At 46.9% G+C, this 19389-nt stretch carries 15 protein-coding genes; 11 read left to right on the forward strand and 4 right to left on the reverse strand.

The genetic code is table 11. The features are described 5' to 3' along the window. Positions 1-224: 224 nt before the first annotated feature. Both AC4IFB_RS15050 and AC4IFB_RS15055 read left to right on the forward strand, forming a co-directional pair. On the forward strand, positions 225-1373 hold the full coding sequence (locus AC4IFB_RS15050; RefSeq protein ID WP_490775357.1) for an FIST signal transduction protein: 1149 nt from the start codon (positions 225-227) through the stop codon (positions 1371-1373). Further along, a complete protein-coding gene (locus AC4IFB_RS15055; RefSeq protein WP_490775356.1) occupies positions 1370-3208 on the forward strand; it encodes a putative bifunctional diguanylate cyclase/phosphodiesterase in 1839 nt (612 codons plus the stop codon). The genes AC4IFB_RS15050 and AC4IFB_RS15055 overlap by 4 nt, the downstream gene beginning before the upstream one ends. An 11-nt stretch (positions 3209-3219) precedes the next feature. Here the strand turns inward: AC4IFB_RS15055 and ettA are convergent, their stop codons facing one another. From ettA to AC4IFB_RS15075, 4 genes are all read right to left on the reverse strand, one after another. After that, positions 3220-4887, reverse strand: a complete 1668-nt coding sequence (gene ettA / locus AC4IFB_RS15060) for an energy-dependent translational throttle protein EttA (RefSeq protein WP_490775355.1) — start codon at positions 4885-4887, stop codon at positions 3220-3222. Between the two features lie 203 nt (positions 4888-5090). Beyond that, on the reverse strand, positions 5091-5408 hold the full coding sequence (locus tag AC4IFB_RS15065) for a hypothetical protein (protein ID WP_490780585.1): 318 nt from the start codon (positions 5406-5408) through the stop codon (positions 5091-5093). A 70-nt stretch (positions 5409-5478) separates the two neighbouring features. Further along, entirely contained in the window at positions 5479-7692 is a 2214-nt protein-coding gene (locus AC4IFB_RS15070) for a putative bifunctional diguanylate cyclase/phosphodiesterase (protein WP_490780586.1), read from the reverse strand. 9 nt (positions 7693-7701) lie between these two features. Continuing rightward, on the reverse strand, positions 7702-9819 hold the full coding sequence (locus tag AC4IFB_RS15075; protein WP_490780587.1) for an HDOD domain-containing protein: 2118 nt from the start codon (positions 9817-9819) through the stop codon (positions 7702-7704). A 418-nt stretch (positions 9820-10237) separates the two neighbouring features. Here AC4IFB_RS15075 and AC4IFB_RS15080 point away from each other — a divergent pair, with 418 nt between their 5' ends. The 9 genes from AC4IFB_RS15080 to flhA all read left to right on the forward strand — a co-directional run bounded on the left by AC4IFB_RS15080 (position 10238) and on the right by flhA (position 17804). Further along, complete coding sequence (locus tag AC4IFB_RS15080; protein WP_490775352.1) at positions 10238-10747, forward strand: flagellar basal body-associated FliL family protein; 510 nt, start codon at positions 10238-10240, stop codon at positions 10745-10747. A 22-nt stretch (positions 10748-10769) separates the two neighbouring features. Further along, a complete protein-coding gene (gene fliM / locus AC4IFB_RS15085; protein WP_490775351.1) occupies positions 10770-11789 on the forward strand; it encodes a flagellar motor switch protein FliM in 1020 nt (339 codons plus the stop codon). 86 nt (positions 11790-11875) lie between these two features. Beyond that, positions 11876-12283, forward strand: coding sequence for a flagellar motor switch protein FliN (gene fliN / locus AC4IFB_RS15090; protein ID WP_490775350.1), 408 nt, complete (start codon positions 11876-11878; stop codon positions 12281-12283). Beyond that, positions 12283-12705: a flagellar biosynthetic protein FliO gene (fliO, locus tag AC4IFB_RS15095; RefSeq protein WP_490780588.1), complete on the forward strand. Its 423-nt coding sequence runs from the start codon at positions 12283-12285 to the stop codon at positions 12703-12705. Before fliN ends, fliO begins: the two co-directional genes overlap by 1 nt. Next, positions 12702-13436 (forward strand): flagellar type III secretion system pore protein FliP, encoded by a 735-nt coding sequence (fliP, locus tag AC4IFB_RS15100; RefSeq protein ID WP_490775348.1) that lies wholly within the window; start codon positions 12702-12704, stop codon positions 13434-13436. The genes fliO and fliP overlap by 4 nt, the downstream gene beginning before the upstream one ends. A 15-nt stretch (positions 13437-13451) precedes the next feature. Further along, the gene (fliQ, locus tag AC4IFB_RS15105; RefSeq protein ID WP_490775347.1) at positions 13452-13721 is read left to right on the forward strand and encodes a flagellar biosynthesis protein FliQ; all 270 of its coding nucleotides are present in this window, start codon (positions 13452-13454) and stop codon (positions 13719-13721) included. 28 nt (positions 13722-13749) lie between these two features. Next, complete coding sequence (gene fliR, locus AC4IFB_RS15110) at positions 13750-14529, forward strand: flagellar biosynthetic protein FliR (protein ID WP_490775346.1); 780 nt, start codon at positions 13750-13752, stop codon at positions 14527-14529. 3 nt (positions 14530-14532) lie between these two features. After that, positions 14533-15666: a flagellar biosynthesis protein FlhB gene (gene flhB / locus AC4IFB_RS15115; RefSeq protein ID WP_490780589.1), complete on the forward strand. Its 1134-nt coding sequence runs from the start codon at positions 14533-14535 to the stop codon at positions 15664-15666. Between the two features lie 50 nt (positions 15667-15716). After that, complete coding sequence (gene flhA, locus AC4IFB_RS15120) at positions 15717-17804, forward strand: flagellar biosynthesis protein FlhA (RefSeq protein WP_490775408.1); 2088 nt, start codon at positions 15717-15719, stop codon at positions 17802-17804. Positions 17805-19389 lie beyond the last annotated feature (1585 nt).

Consider the following 19389-nt stretch of genomic DNA (forward strand, 5'->3'; position numbering starts at 1 on the left):
GCGAAGGGATATGGCAAATAGCCGATGCAATTATCCTGCACATTTAAGATCAGGGTAGGGTGGGGCCATGCCCCACCAAAATAGCGATAGAGACCCGCTCAATGTGGGTAAATGAATTAATTTTAGGCATATTATTACTGATTTTATGATAAGTCCTGGCTACTAACTGTTAAAGTGGCGATATTTGCGATACTTTATTCGAATATCCAATCTGTAGCTTGAAAATGAATAGAGTCTTCTCCAGCGTTCATCTAGATACGAGCGGGACACTCAAAGGTCTCAGGGGATGTCTAGAAGCGGCTATAAATAGTGGTGCACAGGGTTTACTGCTATTGATTGGCAGTACAAGTGCCATCGATATTAAGACCCTGCCTGATCTATTGCATGCATTGCCTGTTCCTGCGGTTGGTGTGGTTGTGCCAGGGGTTATCCTTGGGGATGAATCATACGAAAGTGGCATATTGGTGTGTGGTTTAACATCAACTTCTATCGCCTATGTGGTACCTGACATTACCCGATCAGAGAGCGCTCTCAATCGAGATATCTCAAAAATATTAGCTGCCAACCAAAATAGATCAAGCGTATTGATTGTTATTGATGGTCTATCCAAAGGGGTGGATAACTTTGTAACCACACTGCATGATTGTATAGGACCCAATGTCGAGGTAATTGGTGCAGGCTGCGGCTATATCGATTTTTCTTCACGTCCAAATATCGTCACACCTGAAGGATTGATCTCTAATGCAGCGCTATTGTTATTCAGCACCATGTCGCTGACTACCTCTGTCCGACATGGATGGGAAAGGGTTGAGGGGCCCTTTTTAGTGACTGATGCGACCGATAATCTGATACATCAGATTAATTATCAGCCCGCTTTTCCATTCTACATGAACATTGTCGCCCAACATCTTGGTCATTCAGTGGAGGTTGAGGCGTTCAGTGATCTGGCTAATCACTATCCTTTCGGAATGGAACAGCTGGATAGTGAGTTTCTTGTACGTGACCCGGTAAACCGGGTCGGCAACTCCATAGTATGTGCCGGAGCTGTTCCTACTGACGCAATGGTATATCTGCTTCATTCCAATCGGGATGATCTGATCGATGCTGCGGGAACTGCAGCGCTCAATCTGTGTAATCGCTACTCCAATCGCTATAGCTCGGAAGATGGTCTGATTGTGTTTGTGATCGACTGTATCTCCCGGCGAATGGTGTTGGGTGATGATTTCAGTGATGAGCTGGCAGTTATCCGGCGAAATCTGCCTAAAAGCATTTCTGTACTGGGTATTCTCTCTGTCGGTGAAATTGCCAACTCCGACCAGGGGGGGATCCAGTGGCTGAATAAAACCACAGTGATTGCTGGATTGGCGAAATGATCGAGTCACGTCAAATCGATACCTTGAGCTTAATCTCAATTCAGCATGAATTGGCGATGAATATCGGTCTCAAACCGCAACTGGTTCCAATGGTGCGGCATCTGATGAAGGTCTGTCTGCGGCGCCTTTCTGTACGCAGGGTCTATCTTTTTCTGCAGATAGAAGAGATTGAGTTGCTACCGACTGAAGCCAACCCGGGCCCCGAGGGTTGTGTCTATTTTGCCATGCCTGCCGATCATCAAGGTGGGATTCTTGAAACACCGCAGATTGGAGAGTGGATCGCTGCATTTTTCCGTAGTGAAATAGCCTCAAAGGAAGTGACTGTTTTTCAAATTGGCCAGCAGTTTTTTTATGTCTATCCGCTAGCTGATAACGGCATATTGATTCTTGAGCGTGCTCAAACGCCTTTGCCGGATATATTGATTGGCGCATTGACACCTGTCTTTGAACGTCTGCGTCAGGGATATGAAGCGGCAATCCAGCATGAGCAGATCACCCATGAAGTGCAGCGCAGAAGAGTTGCAGAAAGACGTATTGAGCATCTGGCATTCCACGATGACTTGACTGGCCTTCCCAATCGAAGATTTCTGCTTAGACAGATTAAACATAACATTGATACGGTCATCTCAGAGAAGGTATTTAGCGCATTGGTCTACTTGGGGCTGGATAATTTCAGCGATATCAATGAGTCTCTTGGTTACCAGATTGGGGATGCTGTTCTGGCCCAACTTTCACAACGTGTTTTTTTTCCTCGCGACCATATGACAGTTGCCGCTCGACTCGATGGTGACGAGTTTGGTGTCTTGATGACAAACCTGCCAGCTGATGATAAAGCTGCAAGGGAACGAGTAGTGGAGTTGACCCGCTGGCTTTTAGCTCAGATTGAAGAGCCCTGTGAGGTCAACGGCCGATCGATAAGCGTGTCTGCAAGCGCTGGCATTGCTATGTTGACCGGTAGAGGTGATGAGCCCGAGGCGCTGCTCAGTCACGGTCGCTCTGCACTCCGCCGGGCAAAAGCGCTAGGCCGCAGTACCATCCATCTTCACAACACCTCTACAGATGAGGGCACCAGTCAACGTCTCAGCCTCGATTATGATATGCGCTCTGCCCTCAAGGTCGGAGACTTTCAGCTTTGGCTGCAACCCCAGGTTGACCCTGAGGGATGCATCATAGGGGCAGAGACCCTGATCCGTTGGCAACATAAGGAAAAAGGTATGATGTCGCCGGGTACCTTCATTCCAATGGCAGAAAAGTCAGGCTTTATTGTCCCCCTCAGCGAGTGGGTAGTAATTGAAGCCTGTAAACTGATCAAAATACTCGATCAGCAGGGTGCACTGCCTGTTGGGGCTCAGCTTGGGGTTAATTTAAGCGCCAAGCAGTTTCATCAACCCGATTTTGTCAGTCGTCTATTAGCCACAATAAAAGAGTCCGGTGTAGAACCCAATCGCTTAGAGCTGGAACTGACTGAGGGGACATTGCTCGATAATGTTGAAGAGGCGATCGAAAAGATGAGGCTGCTGCGGGATGCAGGACTACATATTTCAATTGATGACTTTGGTACCGGTTACTCCTCTCTGGCCTATCTGCGCAGACTACCCATTAATCGGGTCAAAATCGACCAGGCCTTCGTCGCTAATATCGATACTAATCCAGATGATCAAGCCATTGTTGAGGTCATTATCTCTATTGCACAACATTTCAAGATGAAAGTGATTGCAGAAGGCATCGAGCGGTCAGAGGCCCTTGAGGTTTTATTGGATATGGGCTGTCATCAGTTTCAAGGTTACCTGTTTCATCGGCCGATGCCTCTGGATGCGTTTCTGAATCTGAAGTGATCAGGTTCGAATCAATTGCTCAGACGTTTATATTTGATGCGGTGAGGTTGGTCGGCTTCCGCACCCAAACGACGTTTACGATCGGCTTCGTAATCAGCATAGTTGCCTTCAAACCAGACTACGCCAGAATCACCTTCGAATGCCAGAATATGGGTTGCGATACGATCCAGAAACCAGCGATCATGGCTGATGACTACCGCGCAACCTGGGAATGAGAGCAGGGCCTCTTCCAATGCCCTGAGGGTCTCCACATCCAGGTCGTTGGTCGGTTCGTCGAGCAGCAGTAAATTACCGCCACTTTTAAGTAATTTCGCGAGGTGTACCCGATTGCGTTCACCGCCTGATAGATTGCCAATCCGTTTCTGTTGATCTGAGCCTTTGAAGTTGAAATGGCTGACGTAGGCCCTGGAAGGCATCTGAAATCGATCTACCGTAAGGATGTCCTGACCATCAGATATCTCTTCCCATACGGTCTTATCCGCATCCAGAGCATCGCGGCTTTGATCGACATAGGCAACTTCCACACTCTCACCTATGCGCATTTCACCACCATCCGGTTTTTCCTGTCCGGTAATGATACGGAAAAGAGTGGTCTTACCTGCGCCATTAGGGCCAATGATGCCAACAATGCCACCTTTTGGCAGGTTGAAGGTGATGTCGTCGTAGAGCACTCGATCACCAAAAGCCTTCTTTAAATTTTCTGCTTCTATCACCTGATCACCCAGTCTTGGGCCTGGTGGGATATAGAGCTCATTGGTCTCATTGCGCTTTTGAAACTCTTGAGACTGCAACTCTTCGAATCTTTGCAGACGGGCCTTGCTCTTGGCATGGCGTCCCTTTGGATTGGAACGTACCCACTCAAGCTCAGACTTCATGCTCTTTACATGAGCTGCTTCTTCACGGGACTCTTGTGCCAGGCGCTGCTCTTTCTGTTCCAGCCAGGAGGAGTAGTTGCCCTCCCATGGAATGCCGTAGCCCCGATCAAGTTCGAGTATCCAGCCAGCGACATTGTCGAGGAAGTAGCGATCATGGGTAACCGCCACCACAGTACCTGTATATTCGTGCAGAAATCGCTCCAACCAGGCTACAGACTCAGCATCGAGATGGTTGGTCGGTTCATCCAGCAGTAGCATATCCGGTTTTTCCAACAGCAAGCGGCACAAGGCGACCCGACGACGCTCACCGCCTGAGAGTGTTTTTACGTCAGCATCCCAGGCAGGGAGACGAAGGGCGTCGGCAGCAATTTCCAGCTGTCGCTCAATGTTGTGGCCATCGCAGGTTTGGATAATGTCTTCGAGTTTGGCTTGCTCCTTTGCCAGGGCATCGAAGTCGGCATCAGCTTCGGCGTAGGCGGCGTAGACTTCGTCAAGACGTGACAGGGCCTGTTTGACCTCGCCCAGCGCAGCTTCCACATTGCCTCTGACATCAAGGGTTTCATCCAGCTGGGGTTCCTGGGAAAGATAACCGACTCTAATGCCGGCTTGAGGACGAGCTTCGCCTTCGATGTCAGTATCAACCCCTGCCATGATACGCAGTAGAGTCGATTTACCTGCACCGTTGAGTCCGAGTACGCCGATTTTGGCGCCGGGGAAAAAAGAGAGGGAGATATCACGCAGAATCTGCTTTTTCGGGGGGACAACTTTGCCTACCCGATTCATTGTATAGATGTATTGGGCCATGATTTTCAAATAGTAGTATTGATTTTCAGAGAGTGGCCATCCATTAACACGGCATGCCAGGTCGTCGGGTTAATCGATTGCTCAAATTTATTTGTCGATATCCTAACATGGGTGCATCCCTGCAGGTAGTTATACCTGTTATTGGATGATTGTCTGGAGGCTATTGCCTGAAACGTACACGCCCCATTTTCCGCAATTTCACCTCAAGGCCGGGTCAGGCAGTTTTCGAAGTCTATATCCACTGAACCAAATTCAGTTTTATCAATTCTATGGGGTAGGGTGCAGTCTGAATCAGAATAGAGTTTGGGGTTTGTCTGGATGGTGCCGAAGCTGGTGAATTCGTAGTCGCCTTTTGCCCAAAGATTTGTCTCAGTTGTCTCATCCATTGGAACAGGATCGCAGGATTCAGTGATCCAAGTGCCTTGAAGAGGGGATTGTTCAGTCTGATTCTTTGAGTCGTGGTTGCAACCGGAGAAAAGAAATAACGTAATAATCAGTGTGATGTTTATGTCTCTATTCATGATATCCCTATCTTTTTTTGGTGGCTATTCCATAGCTTGTACTACCAGCAGAGTAGGCCGCTGCGGCCCGTTAGTTGATCATGTTACTCGGCGATCTGATCATCTGCAGAAACTCACTTTCGGGAACAGGGCGGCTGTAGAAAAATCCCTGGGCCAAGTGGCAGCCGGCAATATTGAGTTGGTCAATCTGTGTCTGACTCTCTACCCCTTCAGCGATAAGATCCAGATTGAGTCCCCTGGCCATTGAGATAATCGCAGTGACTATGGAGTTGTCACCCGTGGATTTGATCCCTTCGACAAAAGAGCGATCCATTTTCAGAGTGTTGATCGGTAGTGATTGAAGATAACCCAGGGATGAGTATCCGGTGCCGAAATCGTCGATGGCAATACGTATGCCTTTAAGGGAGAGTCGGGATAGGGTATCTATGGCTTTCTCCATATCCTGCATAATGGCATGTTCAGTAATTTCAAGTTCCAGTACATTTCTGGGCAGGTTATGTCGCTTGATGATTGCCAATGTTTTATTGACGAACTGATCCATCTCCAACTGCTGTACAGAAATATTCACCGAGAGACTCAGGGTGATGTTCTCCTCTGTCTGCCAGCGTTGCATATCCTCGCAGGCCTTGCGCATCACCCATTCGCCGAGTGGGATGATCAGGCCCGACTCCTCAGCAACATTGATAAATTCGTTAGGTTGAATGAGGCCCTTCACAGGATGCTGCCATCGCACCAGTGCCTCAACGCCTACCATTCTGTTTTCCAGCATATTGTATTGAGGTTGATAGTAGAGGCAGAGTTCATCTGTGGATATCGCCTTTCTCAGGCCATTTTCTATATCCAGAGAAGCGGCGAAATGGGTTTTCATCTGCTCGGAGTAGAATGCGTAGCCGTTTTTACCTGAATTCTTTACCTTATACATGGCAATGTCGGCATTCTTGATCAAGGCGTCCTTGGTATCGCCATCACCGGGATAGACGGCAATGCCGATGCTGAAGCTCATGTAGATCTCTTCAGTTTTGATGAAGAAGGGGTTAGAGGTGAGACGTAGAATCTTCTCAGCCAGATTACGCGCCTCCTGGATATCATTGATCTCTGGAATCAGCAGATTGAACTCATCTCCACCCACCCGTGCCAGGGTGTCAGCTTCTCGCAGTTCACTGCGCAGGCGTTGTCCTACCAGTTTCAGCAGTTCGTCACCAACGAAATGGCCAAGGGAATCATTGATGATCTTGAACCTGTCCATGTCGAGATACATCACCACCAGTTTTTTACCTGAGCGCTTCGATTGCGCCATGGCCATGTTCAGCCGGTCTCGGAATAGTGTTCGATTTGGTAAGTTGGTCAGCAGATCATGGTAAAGCTGATACTTGATCAACTCTTCAGCCTGTTTTCGCTCTGTGATGTCTCTGGCGACTCCGTAGGTGCCAATAAAGGATTTTTGATTTTCATTATCAACGGCGTAGATGCCTATAGAGCTCAGCTCTATAGGAACTGTTCGAGATTCAAAATAACGCGGTCCCTCATTGATTTTGCAATTCAATCGTAACTCTGTGCTTCGTGTTGCACGATCACCAGTGCGCCGTTCATTGAATGTATAATGGGCCTGATTGATATCCTCCTCATAGACCAGTTTTGAGAAGTGTTGACCAATCATCTCCTTCGGGGGATAACCCAACAGGGTTTCGACGCGTTCATTGACGAATGCAAACCGGCCTTCCTGATCGAGCAGGTAGATCATATCCGGAGAGTTATTGACGATGAATTTGTGCAGTGACTCAGATTCATTCAGGCGTTGTGATATCTGGGTATTTTCTATCTGTAAGCGTCGTCTCTCCAGGGTGTTTGAGATGGTACGTAACAGCTCTTCAGGCTCATAGGGTTTTCGCAGAAAATCCTGGGCACCTTTGCGCAGGGCCAATGAGGCATGATCGAAAGTGGCTTCTCCACTGATTACGATAATGTCACAATCGATACTCTCCTGACTGATATGTTCCATTACTTTGTGACCATTCAGGTCAGGCATGTTGAGATCGAGCAGTATCAGGTCGAAACTACTGCTATCAAGAAGTTCTATCGCTTCCCTGCCACTTTCTGCCAGGGTTATCTCATGCCCAGAGAACCTCAGTAGCTCTTTCAGGCTGGCTCTTGCTCTGGGTTCATCATCTGCGATAAGAATTCGTGCAATACCCTCCCGCTTGCGCTGCTCTTTTTTGAGCCCGATTGGTATTGTGGAGAAGTTTCCTTCAATCCCCGGCCATGGTGCTGGATAATATGGATGCATTGCTTATTCTCATGCCGTACGAGGCAAAAATAACTGAAAACGCGTTCCCGTTTTGTTGTTCGAGGTGCAATTGATCACCCCGGAAAGTTCATCCATTAAACTTTTGATTATCGCCAGCCCAAGACCTGAATGTGAGCTGTCTTTGGTACTCTTCCCAGGCAAAAAAAGCTGATCCATGATCTCTGAATCGATCCCAGGCCCAGAATCCACAATTTGAATCTCAATATGGGCCTTACCATTAAGATAGGCATTATCTCTGGTTGCAATACTCAGTTTCCCTCCCTCTGGCATGGCTTCGACTGCATTTTTGATCAGATTGGTTAGTATTTGCTTCATATGACCTCTCTGGAGAGTGATCAGAGGGATATTGGCATCGAGGTCGACTTCGGTGTTGATATTGTGGGTTGTAAACAGTGAGGATTGAAACAACTTGTGAAGATCCGTAATCAGACTGTTGATATCCACCCTTTTTTCCTGTTGTTCCAACTCATCAGGAATATCCCGGATACGTAGCAGAATCTTGCCGACCCGGTTGATCTCATCTTTGATGATATCCAATTCTTCCTTTACCTGGTTATCATCACCCAGCTTCATGCCCAGTATATGTAGGTAGTTGTTGATGATTCCAAGTGGATTATTGGCCTCGTGAACCACTTTTCGCGCCTCCAGGTGGAAGGCGGCGCGCTCATCATCAAGTAGCTGTTGCCGTGATGTGGATATCTCCTGCTGAAGCTGTAGTGTTTCACCGGCTTCACGGGCAAACAGTTTCAAAAGTGATATCTGAGGGGTGAGAGCATCGTATTGGTGCTTGTCCATACCGAGTGCGATCACGCCAATGGGATACTCTTGGGATGTCAGAGGCAGATAGAGCAGTGCTTCACTGCTGATCAGGCGCATCAATTGTTGATCTGCAACCGACAGCCTTGCTAGATGTGCATCATCATGGGTGAAAGCAAGGCTTTGGTTGTTAAAAACCCAGGCTGCCGTACTACGATCCGATTCAATGGCAATTAGCAGATCCTGGATCTTCTCTCTGCGAGTCGGGGAGGGACAGTGAGGGATTAATTGTGGTGCATCTTCCGCTTTCAGCAGGAAACAGACCTGTTTGATTCCGAACAGTAGATCAACATCTCTCTGTATCTGCTGCAGAGTGGCAGAAAAATCGGCCTTTTCGCTTGTTCTCGCCAGAGTGCCACCGAAAAGCGCAGCTTGTTTTACTCGTTCACCAAGTGCCTGCTGTTGCGCTTCACTCTTCTCTTTAGTCGAGGTAATTTCTCCTGTGACAGAGAATGGGATACCTAAACTACCTGCGGCTGCGCTGGCCTTTTCATGGGCGTCAGTAATGACCTGTTCCAATACAGCCTGATTCAAACCAAACAGCTCATCGCCTTGGGCTAGTGCACTATCATCTGGTTTGATACCGTTTGCGACGAGTTGACATGAGAGGTTCACCAGTTTGACCAGCTGTGAACTGTCAAGAATGTTTTCAGCCGGTTCACACTGAAAACGAAGCGCATCAGAAAGAAAACCCTCAAGCTGCCATCGATCGACCATCTCTGATCCAATCAGCGGAAAGGTCGCCCCGTAACTCTTCTCTTCTGCCTGTAGCAGCGCTTGGATTTCCTGGTTTGTATCGATCAGTTTCAGATATCCCTGATGATCTGATTGCAACAGTGCAAGTTGTCCAAGACGATGAAGCAGACCGGCCAGGTAAGCCTCTTCTAATGTTGCGTAGGCAGTGAGTTCAGCCAGGGAGCGGGCAACATAGGCGCAGACCAGTGATCTTGACCAGATCAGATCTAGACTTTGACCAATCTGTTTACTGAGGTTGGAAAAGTATTGCTGAACCGCACTGTTGATAGCGATGGTTCTGACACTGTTGATGCCCAGCACTACCAGCATCTGTTGAAGCGTAGTGAACTCGTTCCATTGTCGATAAAAAGGTGAATTTGCTGCTGACATTACTTGGGATGTGATACTGGCATCCTTCTGAATGATCTCTGCCAATGATTCGAAACTCACATCGGGGTTATTGCAGCTATCAATCAACGCTATCAGTATCGCTGGCGGGGAAGGCAGATCGCAAAATTTGCCTGCAGTTGTTTTGTTTTGCTGTTGAGTTTCCACGTAAATCCCAAGTTTATTATAGAGTTATACCTGGATGTTGTTGTAATTAATAGCACTAATCCTTCATTTGTAAAAGCGTTTTCACTATGTCTGCATGTCTTGCAGGTAGGGCATGCTTGAATAATAGTATTTTTATTACTATTGGATGGCATATTCGGCCAGGTCAATAATGTTATTAACAACCGAGGTGAGTGTGGCATCACCTGTTCAGTTGGCGTTGAAAGTAATATTTTCAAAGATCCAGGCAACAAGCTTGATGTCGGAAAATCGCCTGATTGGGTCCGTATGAGGAGTCAATTATTTGTCTTTTTCTTTTTAGCAATTTATAACTTATTGAAAATAATTGATAAAAACAGGTCAACCAGGGTGGCACTTTAATTGCATTCGTTGATGAGTAGTCTCATTGAGGAATGACAACATGGCAAACGAACAGGAATCTGAAGAGCTCGACCTGGGTGAAGAGAAGAGCGGAAAATCCAAGCTCATCATTATTATCGCTATTGTAGCGGTTGTGCTGATCGGCGGTGGTGTAGCTGCATTTTTTCTACTCAGCGGAGATGAGGAAGCTGAAGCTGAAGAAGCAACAGCTGAAGAGCAGGTGGAAGAGGTGAAGGGGCCAGCTCAATATCTCGATTTCAAACCGCCATTTGTAGTCAATATGCCTGGCAAACCAAGCCTGTTGCAGATCGGTGTCAGCATACGGGTCTACTCTGAGCCCATGGCAGAGTTCATCCGCCACAATGATCCCATGATTCGTCATCATCTACTCAATCTTCTATCAGCTAAAGATGCGAAATCCCTGAAAACACGTGAAGCCAAAGATGCCTTGCAGGATGAGATGCTGCAGGCACTGAATCAGGTGGTGAAGGAGTTGGAAGGGCCGGGTGAAGTGGATGGGATCTTTTTTACCAGTTTCGTGATGCAGTAATCCAAACATATAGGAATTAGAGATGAGTGCCAGCGACCTGCTATCACAAGAAGAGATCGATGCCCTGTTACATGGTGTCGATAGTGGGGATGTCGCCACAGAATCAGAAGTTTCGGATGAGGGTGGTACCGTCTCATATGATTTTACCAGTCAAGACCGAATTGTACGGGGGCGGCTACCAACTCTGGAGATGATTAACGAACGATTCGCAAGATTGTTTCGCACCAGTCTCTTCAATATGTTGAGACGAACAGCGGATCTGTCAGTTTCTGGCATCCAGATGCAGAAATTCTCTGAGTTTGTCCACAGTCTTTTTGTACCAACCAGCCTGAATATGATCCGTATGCCGCCAATGCGTGGGAAGGGGTTATTCGTATTTGATCCAAAACTGGTATTCAGCGTTGTTGATAACTACTTCGGTGGTACCGGTCGTTTCCATACCAAGATTGAAGGTCGTGATTTTACGCCCACAGAGAATCGGGTTGTTCAGTTATTGCTGAACAGCGCCTTTGAAGATATGAAGAGTGCCTGGAAGCCTGTATTCAATGTCGACTTCGAATACAGCGGGTCTGAAGTCAATCCACAATTTGCAAACATCGTCAGTCCATCAGAAGTAGTAGTAGTGACCTCTTTTCATGTGGATCTGGAAAATGGGGGAGGTGATTTCCATATCTGCTTGCCCTATTCAATGCTTGAACCCATCCGCGAATTACTGGATGCCGGCGTTCAAAGTGATCGGGGTGAAAGAGACGAGCGTTGGGAGCGGTCACTTAAAGAAGAGATTTTGGCTGCAAAAGTAGAATTGTGCAGCAATCTGACCGAGGTGCAAATGAGTCTGAAAGATCTGGCAGGATTGAAAGCTGGTGATGTGATTCCGATCGACATGCCGGAAGAGGTAGAGGTTGAAGCAGCTGATGTTCCCGTATTTAAAGCCAAGTTAGGTGTTTCTGATGGAAACTATGCCTTAAAGATCAGTGAATGGCTTATAAATAATCAGCGCAAAGGTTTGCACGATTATCTTGAAATAGAGAACAAGGCCTGAGCAATCTGTCGGAGTCATCTCCGGGAGCTTGTTGTAGCTTGATTGTTATCGATGGCCAAGGGTAAATCCCCTAAGAGGGTATGAAGATGAGTGATGAGAAAAGTGTTGATCCTAATGAAGCGTTAGCTGATGAATGGGCAGCAGCGCTTGAAGATCAAGCGGATGATGAACAACCGACAGATACTGCAGCAGCCAGCTTTGATGAGCTGACAGATGAATCTGCATCAGTAAACAGTGTCAACATGGATGCCATTTTGGATGTGCCAGTGACTATCTCGATGGAGATTGGACGCACTAGAATTAATATCCGAAATTTATTGCAGCTAAATCAAGGTTCAGTAGTTGAACTTGATCGGCTGGCAGGTGAACCGATGGATGTTCTGGTTAATGGCACCCTGATTGCACAAGGTGAAGTTGTGGTGGTAAATGAGAAATTCGGCTTACGTTTGACCGATATCATCAGTCCATCCGAACGGGTCAAGAGGTTAAGTTGATGACCCGCTGGCTACTGATTGGGATTTTTTTCAGTAATTGCCTGATGGCAGCTGAAGAGACAAAGAAGCAGATAGGTGTCAATGTTTCTCCAATCGGCGCTGAAGGACTTTTAAGTACAGTCAGTGGTTTGTTGATTGTATTGGCAGTGATCGTTGGCGCGGCCTGGCTGTTCAAACGCTATGGCCAGATGTCCATGGGCGGGAAGGGTTTGGTTCGCGTTGTTGGTGGCGCCTCGGTCGGTAGTCGCGAACGTGTTGTAGTGGTTGAAGTTGAAAACACTCGAATGTTGATCGGCGTAGCACCTGGACAGGTGCGCATGCTGCACTTGCTGGACGATGGAACTGCAAATTTCAAACAACATCTTGAAGAGCTTGAACAGCAAAATGATACGACTCCTCAGGATAGTGAGAAAGCACAATGAAAATTTTGTGGCTTATCTTCGGATTGCTTGTCAGCGGTTTGTTGCAAGCCGCTCCTGGTGTAGATGCTTTCAGTGTTACCCCTGGTGCTGATGGCGGGCAGACTTATACTCTGACTATTCAGGTTCTGATGTTTATGACCGCCCTGACTATGTTGCCTGGGGCGCTGATGATGATGACTTCCTTTGCAAGGATCATCATCGTACTGGCAATCCTGCGACAGGCCTTGGGTACTCAAAACACCCCTTCAAATCAGATTCTCATTGGACTCGCCCTGTTTTTGACACTATTCATCATGATGCCGGTGTTTAATGAAGTAAATGAGGTAGCAGTGCAACCCTATATGGCAGAAGAGTTGGATACCATGCAGGCACTTCAGGCTGCTGCGGAACCGGTTAAAACCTTCATGCTTGCACAGACACGCGAAGATGATCTGGCTCTGTTTGCAAGGATCGGTAATTTTGGTGAATTCAACGGACCTGAAGAAGTGCCCTTCAGTTTATTGTTGCCCTCATTTGCAACCAGTGAATTGAAAACAGGTTTTCAGATCGGTTTTCTACTGTTCATTCCGTTTTTGGTAATCGACTTGGTGGTGGCCAGTATTCTCATGTCGATGGGCATGATGATGCTTTCGCCAATGATCATTTCGTTACCTTTCAAAATCATGTTGTTCGTACTGATTGATGGCTGGGCGTTGGTGTTTGGCACTTTGGCATCCAGTTTTCAAATATAGACGGGAGATCTGCTCATGAGTCCTGATACTGTAATGGCCATCGGACAGAATAGCCTGGAGGTTATCGGCATCCTCTCCGGGATGATATTGCTTCCTGCTTTGGCTGTGGGCTTGATCATTGCCATGTTTCAGGCAGCCACGCAGATCAATGAGATGACCCTGACATTTATCCCCAAGCTGGTTGTGTCTGGACTGATTTTAATGTGGGCAGGTAATTGGATGCTGCAACTGTTAATGAATTTCTCGATTAATTTAATCGAGAGTATACCTGAGCTGATTCTGTAATCAGCGATGGAGAATCCGGTAGACGATCATGGTCTTCAATGAAGTTCAACTCAATGCCTGGATCGCAACCTATTTTTGGCCGATGGTGCGTATTAGTGCCATGCTGCTCTCCGCTCCTCTGTTCAGTTCCCGCCAGGTACCGGTACGTTTGCGTCTGTTTTTGATGGTGCTGATCTCATTTTTAGTTGCACCAACACTGCCTCTGTTGCCCCCAGCAGATGTTCTTAGTCACACCGGATTCATGATTATGCTTCAACAGATTCTGATTGGCATCATGATGGGTTTTCTGTTGCAGATGGTATTTGCAGCATTGGTATTCGGTGGTCAGGTCGTCGCCTACAGTATGGGCTTGGGCTTTGCTTCAATGGTGGATCCGGCAAATGGCGTACAGGTACCCGTGATATCACAGTTTTATCTGATCCTGGCGACACTGCTTTTCTTGATCTTTAACGGCCATCTGCATGCGATCGAGTTGATCTCTGATAGTTTTCTCACAATGCCGGTAGCGGTGGATGGTATTTCACGGAATGGGTTAATCGAACTGGTCGCCTGGGGTAGTCGTCTGTTTGCAGGGGGGCTGATTATTGCATTGCCTATTGTCGGTGCAATGTTGATGGTGAACATGGGCATGGGAGTGGTGATGCGTGCTGCACCTCAACTGAATATATTTTCGGTAGGGTTTCCAATCACTATGTTGCTCGGATTCGCGCTGATGTGGGTAAGCCTGCCAAATGTTTTTGCGGTATTTACAGAGTTGCAGGATGAAGCCTTCCAGCATCTGATGCTGACCCTGAAGGTGGAGAGGTGAATCATGGCTGACAATGAAAACGGCCAGGAAAAAACAGAACAACCCTCATCGAAACGCCTTGATGATGCGAAACGAAAAGGCCAGGTACCGCGATCACGGGAGCTCAACAGCATGGCGGTTACACTGGGTGGTGTCATCTGCCTGGTGATAATGAGTGGTTCAGTTGGTGATTCCATGTCACAGATGATGAGTGATGGTTTTGTAATCACCAGAGAGCAGATATTTGATATCAACGCCATGAGCCAAAGTTTGGGTGAAGGGTTTAGGAAAGCCTTTATTGCCATAGTTCCATATTTTTTGCTAGTGATCGTAGCAGCAATTCTCAGTTCCGTAGCTTTGGGTGGTTTTTCAATCAGTGCGGAATCCATGACACCAAAGCTGAGCAAGTTGAGTCCTTTGAAAGGATTGAAAAGGATGTTTTCAGCAAAAAGCTTGGTGGAGATGTTGAAAGCAATGGCGAAATTTTTGTTTATTGGTGGCACAACCATATTGTTGTTGCGAGCGACATTGGACCAATTTCTGGCGCTACACAATATGGAAATTACCCCAGCATTGCAGCATCTCAGCGCGCTTATTGGCTGGTCGGTTATTTTAATGAGTGCAACACTGATTCTTATCGCGGCAATTGATGTGCCTTTTCAATTATGGGAGCACAAGCGTCAATTGAAAATGACCCGTCAGGAAGTGCGCGATGAGATGAAGGAGACGGAAGGGCGTCCTGAAGTCAAAGGACGGATACGCCAGTTACAACGGGAGATGGCACAAAGACGGATGATGCAGGAAGTTCCTCAGGCTGATGTTATTGTGACAAACCCGACTCACTATGCTGTAGCACTTAAGTATGATCCAGAGGCGATGCATGCGCCGAAACTTGTCGCCAAGGGTGCTGATCTTGTGGCGCAGAATATTCGTAAGGTTGGCGCTGAACACAAGGTGCCTGTTGTAGAGTCCCCCGTTCTGGCCAGAGCCATATTTTTCCATACTGAATTGAATGCCTTCATTCCTGCTGGTCTCTACATGGCCGTGGCCCGTCTATTGGCTTATGTATTTCAGCTTAAGGCCTATAGCGCTGAAGGTGGTCTATATCCCGAGATGCCTGATGATTTAGAGGTACCGGAGGAGTATCAGCATGAATAATTTTCGGCTGCTGATAATCTGCACTAACTCGGATGAAGAGAATGGATAATATTGCAATTTTAGACAACATCAAACAACTGGGTGCACGAGGTCTCGGAGCACCACTAGTGCTGGTGATGTTGTTGGCAATGCTGGTTATTCCTCTGCCACCTATCGCATTGGATATGTTTTTTACCTTCAATATCACGCTCTCTTTGGTTGTGATGTTGGTCGTTATCTATACTCGTCGGCCGTTGGAATTCTCAGTTTTTCCCAGTATGTTGCTGATTGCCACCCTATTAAGATTGGCGCTCAATGTTGCATCGACTCGGGTGGTACTGCTTGAAGGGCACACTGGTGGTGATGCTGCGGGTAAGGTAATCGAAGCCTTCGGTTCGTTCGTAATCGGTGGTAACTATGCGGTTGGTCTGGTGGTATTTCTGATTTTAGTAATCATTAACTTTGTAGTGGTCACCAAAGGTGCGGGCCGGGTTTCAGAGGTCAGTGCAAGATTTACCCTGGATGCCATGCCAGGTAAACAGATGGCCATCGATGCAGACCTCAACTCTGGCCTGATCGACCAGGATGAAGCGAGAACGCGAAGAGAAGATGTAGCTCGCGAGGCAGACTTTTATGGTGCCATGGATGGTGCAAGTAAGTTTGTTCGCGGTGATGCTATTGCAGGTATTTTGATTCTGTTCATCAATATTATTGGTGGTCTCTCCATTGGTATGGCGCAACATGGTCTGGATTTCTCAACGGCCTTACAGAACTATGTGTTGTTAACCATTGGTGACGGCCTGGTAGCGCAAATTCCCTCACTGTTACTCTCTACCTCGGCTGCAATAATCGTAACCCGGGTTGCCAGTACACAGGATGTGGGTGGGCAGATCGTCAGCCAGCTATTCAATAGCCCCAAAGCATTGTCCGTTGCAGCGGCAGTTTTGTTTTTGATGGGTATTATTCCAGGCATGCCCAATTTTGCCTTTCTAACACTTGCGGCTGCAGCGGCCGGGGGAGCCTGGCTGATCTGGCAACGCCAGCAACAACCTGAGGAAGAGCTGCTTGTCGAAGAACCTGTTGAACAACCTGAGCAGCGGGATCTGAGTTGGGATGATGTTCAGCCCGTTGACCTGGTAGGTTTGGAAGTCGGTTATCGGCTGATCCCATTGGTTGATCGCAATCAGGGTGGTCAGTTGATGAACAGGATCAAAGGTGTCCGGCGTAAACTCTCTCAGGAACTGGGCTTTCTTATCCCATCGGTTCATATTCGAGATAACCTCGATTTGGCACCTAACAACTACCGAATTTCGATCAATGGTGTGGTGGTTGCAGAGGTGGAAATCTACCCCGACCGAGAGCTGGCAATAAATCCAGGTCAGGTCTTTGGTCAGTTACAGGGTACACCAACTAAGGATCCAACATTCGGACTCGAAGCAGTTTGGATCGATCCGGAACAGAAGGATCATGCCCAAACACTGGGTTATACCGTTGTCGATGCGAGTACGGTGGTGGCTACACACTTGAGTGAAATACTCCAGTCACAGTCAAATGAACTCTTAGGTCATGAAGAGACACAACAACTGCTTGATCTGTTAGCACGAAATGCACCTAAACTGGTGGAAGACCTGGTGCCTAAAACGCTATCTCTTAGTGTGGTTACCAAGATACTTCAGAATCTTCTATCAGAACATGTTCCCATCAGGGACTTTCGTACCATTGCTGAGACATTGGCTGAGCAATCTACACGCAGTCAGGATCCAAATGTGTTAACAGCCGCTGTTCGTGTGGCTTTATCACGGGGGATAGTGCAGAAACTTATAGGTACCACAGAAGAGATTCCTGTTGCTGTTTTAGATCCTGGATTGGAACAACTGTTACAACGCACCTTGCAGGCATCTGAAGATGGTCAGGCTGGTTTTGAACCTGGATTGGCCGAACGACTTCAGAATGCACTGGCTGAGACCCAGGCTTCAATGGAGGCGCAAGGACAACAAGGCTTACTGCTGGTTGCTGCGCCTATTCGGTCCTGGATGGCGCGTTTTGCAAAGCATACTGCACCAGGTATGCATATCCTCTCTTACAATGAAGTCCCGGATAATCGACAGATCAAAGTGATTTCTACGATAGGAAACGGAGAGGCTGCAGCAAGGGCATAGTTACTAACCAGGTCATAGGTATTAATACTCGACGGCCTGTCGTTAAATATCATAAGGGTAGGGGCTACAAGCGTGGCTCAGCTCGGTGTTGCGGCTCTTGACGCGGGCTGGGCCATTCCATCCTTAGGTCCGTAAACGGCACATCCTTGTGCCACGCCTTGATCTGAGCCACGCTTGTAGCCCTAATTGCGATTTATGGCAACTTTATTGATCACACGGCTTCCTTGCTCAGGCTTAACCAGAGACATCAAAGGTCGATCGAATGTGTCGAGGTGAGGTTATTAAACAATAGCAATAAATGGTCAGCATTACGTCTTGTAATCGCAATTGTGATCTGTCAATCTTGCCGCGCATAAAGATGGAACATCTGTTCTGGAGGGAGCCTGTGAATAGTCTAATGGGAACTCCAGTACTACTGGTGTTCATAACGAAAAGTATATTGTCTTCAGCCTGTTTTAAATATGGTAGAGAGTCCAGTTTTAAGGCGTTTATTTGTTCCACTAAAAAGTTTTGGGTTTATTTAATTAGTGAATCTACATTTTATAATGGAACAAGGGTCTACTGTGATGAATAGGTTAAAAAGAAGACAAAAGCCATGTTTCGTAGATTATTTCTACGAAGTCTATAGAAGTCAGTCTCTCCGTGAACCGATTCATGAATTGACCGGAAGAAATTAACCGAGCCAAGAATCTCTGACTTTCCATCTGCAATAAAAGCTTTCGATATATAGTCCACCAAGATGCGGTTGAATGCATCTGCTATGGGTATGTTTTAAGAATTAAAGTTGTATCAGGTGAGCAGGCATAACTCTGAGTACATCATTCCACTAAAGATTATGGCGGGATTAAAAGATGATAAATATCTGTAAAATTCACAAATCCATTACACTTGTTCAAGTGGCGATCATTGTTATATCGTGCCTGGTATCGTCCTTGGGTGTTGTGAGCACACATTCTGTGACAGTCTACGCCTGGTATCTGGCAATGGCTGGTATTGTATCGGTCATAACGACATCTATTGCATTAGGTATTGTTCTCATACTTACGCGTTTAATTTATCCATCCAGATCACGTAAATTGTCCGAGTCTGATTGTCGTTGGTTCGTTCGGCCGAAACCTAACCTGGCTTGTGGAATGGATTAAGGTAACTCTGAGACGGTGCATTCTGGCGGCAGGCTATCAGTTTATACTTTGTTAAGAGGTTCCTTAAGCTTTAACCACGGAATACACGGATTGCACGGAAAGTGAACAAACAACCCTTCCGTGTTGTTCCGTGTTATCCGTGGTTGATGAAGATTTTTGAGTGTCTATATTTATGTTTTAACCACGGAATGCACGGATTACACGGAAAGTGAACAAACAACCCTTCCGTGTTGTTCCGTGTTATCCGTGGTTGATGAAGATTTTTGAGTGTCTATATTTATGCTTTAACCACGGAATACACGGAATACACGGATTACACGGAAAATGAACAAACAATCCTTCCGTGTTGCTCTGTGTCATCCGTGGTTGAAGAGGGTTTTTGAATATCTATATATATGCTTTAACCACGGAATACACGGATTACACGGAAAATGAACAAACAA

The sequence above is a fragment of the Candidatus Thiodiazotropha sp. AKIB8 genome, assembly GCF_058244675.1.